Annotated in this window: 6 protein-coding genes; 2 read left to right on the plus strand and 4 right to left on the minus strand. The window is 67.0% G+C overall.

The window, feature by feature from the left end; translation table 11 throughout:
* Positions 1-497: TetR/AcrR family transcriptional regulator (locus tag QOC69_RS03695; RefSeq protein ID WP_526436477.1), on the plus strand; the 497-nt coding region annotated here is incomplete at its 5' end.
* Here the strand turns inward: QOC69_RS03695 and QOC69_RS03700 are convergent.
* The 4 genes from QOC69_RS03700 to QOC69_RS03715 form a co-directional block, all read right to left on the minus strand.
* Complete coding sequence (locus QOC69_RS03700; protein ID WP_149371960.1) at positions 478-990, minus strand: DUF3145 domain-containing protein; 513 nt, start codon at positions 988-990, stop codon at positions 478-480. The two genes, QOC69_RS03695 and QOC69_RS03700, sit on opposite strands and share 20 nt — an antisense overlap.
* 128 nt (positions 991-1118) lie before the next feature.
* The gene (locus QOC69_RS03705) at positions 1119-1943 is read right to left on the minus strand and encodes a serine hydrolase domain-containing protein (RefSeq protein ID WP_526436480.1); all 825 of its coding nucleotides are present in this window, start codon (positions 1941-1943) and stop codon (positions 1119-1121) included.
* 79 nt (positions 1944-2022) lie between these two features.
* The gene (locus QOC69_RS03710) at positions 2023-2790 is read right to left on the minus strand and encodes a dioxygenase family protein (protein WP_526436486.1); all 768 of its coding nucleotides are present in this window, start codon (positions 2788-2790) and stop codon (positions 2023-2025) included.
* 84 nt (positions 2791-2874) lie between these two features.
* The gene (locus tag QOC69_RS03715; RefSeq protein ID WP_526436482.1) at positions 2875-3516 is read right to left on the minus strand and encodes a DUF4189 domain-containing protein; all 642 of its coding nucleotides are present in this window, start codon (positions 3514-3516) and stop codon (positions 2875-2877) included.
* A gap of 132 nt (positions 3517-3648) precedes the next feature.
* Here QOC69_RS03715 and QOC69_RS03720 point away from each other — a divergent pair.
* A partial coding sequence (locus tag QOC69_RS03720; RefSeq protein WP_526436484.1) for an alcohol dehydrogenase catalytic domain-containing protein occupies positions 3649-3914 on the plus strand: 266 nt, incomplete at its 3' end.

Consider the following 3914-nt stretch of genomic DNA (forward strand, 5'->3'; position numbering starts at 1 on the left):
GGGAGGCCGGGGCCGACGCATCCCTCGAAGAGATCGCCCGGCGAGCCGGTGTCGGATCGGCCACCCTGCACCGCCACTTCCCCAGTCGGGGCGCCCTGTTGGAGGCAGTGTTTCGTGACCGCGTCCAGACGCTGTGTGCCCTCGCCGACGCACTTGCGGCCGAACGCGAACCTTCGGCTGCATTGGTCGAGTGGCTGCGGGCGATGGTGGCTCACGCGTCTGCCAACCGCGGTTTGGGCACCTCGCTCGCGGGCGTCTATGACAGCGACATGGGCGCTTCCTGTCATGCAATGATCACTGCGGCCGGCGAGAGGCTTCTAGTTCGGGCTCAACGATCCGGCTCAGTGAGTTCCGAGGTGAACATCGGCGACGTGCTTCATCTCGTCAACGCCATCTCGTTGGCAACCGAGCACCTGCGAGAACGCGTGGCCCAGGCGGACAGGCTGCTCAGTCTTGTCGTTACGGGCTTGCTACTTCCTAACCAACTCCGCGGTTGAGCCAGCTCATCTCACCGGTGTCACCGCCACCGCGGTAGGGCTCAAGCGCTTCGTCCCATGCGGTGCCGAGGACCGTGTCCAGTTCGGCGGCAAGGGTGTCGGCTCCGGACGCCATCAAGCCACGCAGGCGCATCTCGCCGACCATCACGTCGCCGTTTGCGCTCATGGTTCCTGCCCAGAGTCCGAGCTGTGGGGTGTGGCACCAGCGGTAACCGTCGACGCCCTCACTCGGGTCCTCGGTCACCTCGAACCGCAGTACCGACCACGACCGCAGCGCGCTGGCCAATTGGGCGCCGGTCCCGACGGGACCGACCCAGTTGGTGATGGTGCGCAGTTGTCCGGGCATGGCGGGTTGAGGGGTCCACTTGAGGTTCGCTCGCGCCGACAGGGTCGACGAAAGCGCCCACTCCACGTGTGGGCATACCGCCGCGGGCGAGGCGTGGACGTAAACCACACCAGTCGTCGTGTCGGCGAATTGGTTCGACGCACGCATCATTTGCTCCTTCGGCTCCACTAGGGACGTCTTCCCCAAGCCGACCTGGTGATTCCGAAAGGGTCACGATGCTTAACGTTAAAACTGTGTCGCGCGTGTCTAGTGTGCCTTGTGGGACCCGTGTTGCGCTAGTGTGCTCGGAATTCTCTCAGCACTCCATCAGACAGCGCCGGCCACAGCGGGTAAGCCCACTGGTCGAAATCGCGATCGGTCAGCACGACCAGGACCAGGTCAGCGGTGGGATCAGCCCAGATGAACGTGCCCGACTGGCCGAAGTGCCCGAAGGTTTCACCCGAGTTCGACGATCCCGTCCAGTGCGGTGACTTGCCGTCGCGGATCTCGAAGCCCAGCCCCCAGTCGTTGGGCCGTTGGACGCCGAAGCCGGGCAGCACCCCGGCCAGCCCGGGAAACTGCACCGCAATGGCCTCGGCGTGCATCTGCGCCGACACCAAGGCGGGCCGCAGCAGATCGGCGGCGAAGGCGGCGAGGTCGGCCACCGTCGACTCCGCACCGTACCCGGCCGCTTCCGCACCGCCGACGAGTGCCGAGGAACTCATGCCGAGCGGTTCGAAGACCGCTTCGGCCAGGTACCGCTCGAACCCGATGTTCGATGCCTGCTGCACCGTCTCGGCGAGCACGCCGAAGCCGTAGTTGGAGTAGATACGACGCTTGCCAGGCGCTGCCGCCATCTCGGACGACCGCATCGACAGGCCCGAGGTGTGCGCGAGCAGATGCCGCACCGTCGACCCCGGCGGGCCGGCCGGGGTGTCGAGGTCGACGACGCCCTCCTCGACCGCCACCTGCACCGCACGGGCGACTAGTGGCTTGGTCACCGACGCGAGGGCGAACCGGCGCTCGGTGTCGCCGAACTCCGCCAGCACGCCGGAAGGCCCGACCACCGCGGCTGCGGCGGCCGGGACCGGCCAGTCGGCAAGGGCATCCAGCGCGCTCATCGCGGAGGAGCCTAATCGCCTGCCGGCCACGCAGTGCAGGCCGCCGCCTTCTCGCTGTCTCCGTAGCCCCGGCTCGTCGCTAGACCAGCTGTATCGACCGCTTCGCCAATCCCATCCAGTAGCCGTCGATGACCTGCGCTGGCACCTGCTCGGGGTTCCCGGACGCGCCGAGCGCCACGAACAACGGCGCGAAGTGCTCGATGGTGGGGTGTGCGTAGGGCATCCCTGGCGCCTTGGCTCGGAAGTCGATCAACGAATCGACGTCGCCCGCCGCCAACCGTTCGGACGCCCACACGTCGAACTCCACCGACCAACCCGGCGGCGTGGCACCCGGCGAAGGGTCGTCGAGGAAGGGCAGCCCGTGCGTGGTGAACCCGGAGCCGATCACCAGCACGCCCTCGTCGCGCAGCGGCCGCAGCCGTTCACCGAGCTCGAGCAGCTGCCGCGGGTCGAGAGTCGGCATGGAGATCTGGAGCACCGGGATGTCGGCTAGTGGGTACATGACGGTCAGCGGCACGTAGGCGCCGTGGTCCAGCCTTCGCTCGCGATCGTGAGCGACGGGCTCACCGTCCGGCATGGCGGTCTCGACCCGGGCCGCGAGCGAAGACGCACCGGGGGCGTCGTAGGTGACGTCGTAGTAGCGCTGCGGGAAGCCCCAGAAATCGTACGTGAGTGGGGTTTCCGTGGTGGTCGACCCGATCGTCAGCGGCGCGGACTCCCAGTGCGCCGACACCACGAGGATCGCGTCCGGCCGCGGCATTCCATCCGACCATGCCTCGAGCTCCGCGACCCACGTTGCGTCGTCGACCAGCGGCGGCGCGCCGTGCGAGAGGAAGAGGGCGGGCATCATCCGTCCAGCCTGCCACCGCAAACCGCAATCGGCCCGCCACCCGCAAAGTGCGGGTGACGGGCCGAGCTGATCTACCTGCGATCAGTGAGAGCTGGGGTTCAGCGGGTTGGTGCCGTTGGTGACCTCTTTCCCGTCCAGGACTCCGTCGAAGTCCGTATCGGCCAGGAACGGATTGGTGTGGTAATTGAAGAGCTCGTCGTGCTTGCTCAGGCCGTCGTTGTCGTAGTCGTGCTCGACCGGATCAGCGGGCGGCGGCGGAGGGGTGGGATCCGACGGCGGCGTGGGATCCAGTGGCGGCGGATCGACGATCATGCTGGTCGTGCAGCCCGACGTCCCGATCACACCGCCACCGTTGTTCGACAGCGCTTGCTTGCGGGCCAGCTCCACCACCGAGTTGATCGCGGTGGACCACTCGTGGTGCAGGGTGGGGTCGGTGCCGATGGCGATGGCTACGCAGCTGTTCTGGGCACCCACGTAGTACACGCAGTGGTTGCCACCGTTGTTCTGGCAGTTCTGCAGCGACGCGAGCCGCGCCGCATCGGGGGTGTCGCCGACCGCCGTACCCCCGATCTTGCTCTCCAACGAGTAGGACAGGGCGACATAGGCGTCGGCGGCATTGGCTGGCGCGGCTGCGACCAGTCCGCCGAGGACGGCCGCGCCTGCGGCGAGAAGCAGCGTGGCGGCGGTGTTGCGACGGCCCTTGGCCGATTGGTTGATGCTCATGACGTGCTCCCTTGGATGTTTCCGCGACCCCTCGTGAGCGGCGGTTACAGGTGGGAGCGATCGGTGACTGCAATTCCCTCACTTTTCGTGGGGCCGTCTTTTGCGGAACACGTCTTCCCTTAAGTTGTAGCCATGAGTCAGACAGTCCGCGGCGTGATCTCCAGGAGTAAGAAGCAACCCGTCGAGTTGGTTGACATCGTCATCCCCGATCCCGGTCCTGGTGAGGTGGTCGTCGACATCACCGCCTGCGGGGTGTGCCACACCGACCTGACGTACCGCGAGGGCGGGATCAACGACGAGTATCCGTTCCTGCTGGGCCACGAGGCCGCGGGCACGGTGGAGTCGGTCGGGGCGGGCGTGACATCCGTGGCACCGGGCGACTTCGTGATCCTGAACTG

This window comes from Mycobacterium sp. (genome assembly GCF_032162105.1).
GTDB lineage: Bacteria > Actinomycetota > Actinomycetes > Mycobacteriales > Mycobacteriaceae > Mycobacterium.

Excerpts from the sequence above, each read along its gene's own strand:
- QOC69_RS03715 (WP_526436482.1), bottom strand. The coding sequence starts at position 3,516 with ATGAGCATCAACCAATCGGCCAAGGGCCGTCGCAACACCGCCGCCACG.
- QOC69_RS03710 (WP_526436486.1), bottom strand. The coding sequence starts at position 2,790 with ATGCCCGCCCTCTTCCTCTCGCACGGCGCGCCGCCGCTGGTCGACGAC.
- QOC69_RS03700 (WP_149371960.1), bottom strand. The coding sequence starts at position 990 with ATGCGTGCGTCGAACCAATTCGCCGACACGACGACTGGTGTGGTTTAC.
- QOC69_RS03705 (WP_526436480.1), bottom strand. The coding sequence starts at position 1,943 with ATGAGCGCGCTGGATGCCCTTGCCGACTGGCCGGTCCCGGCCGCCGCA.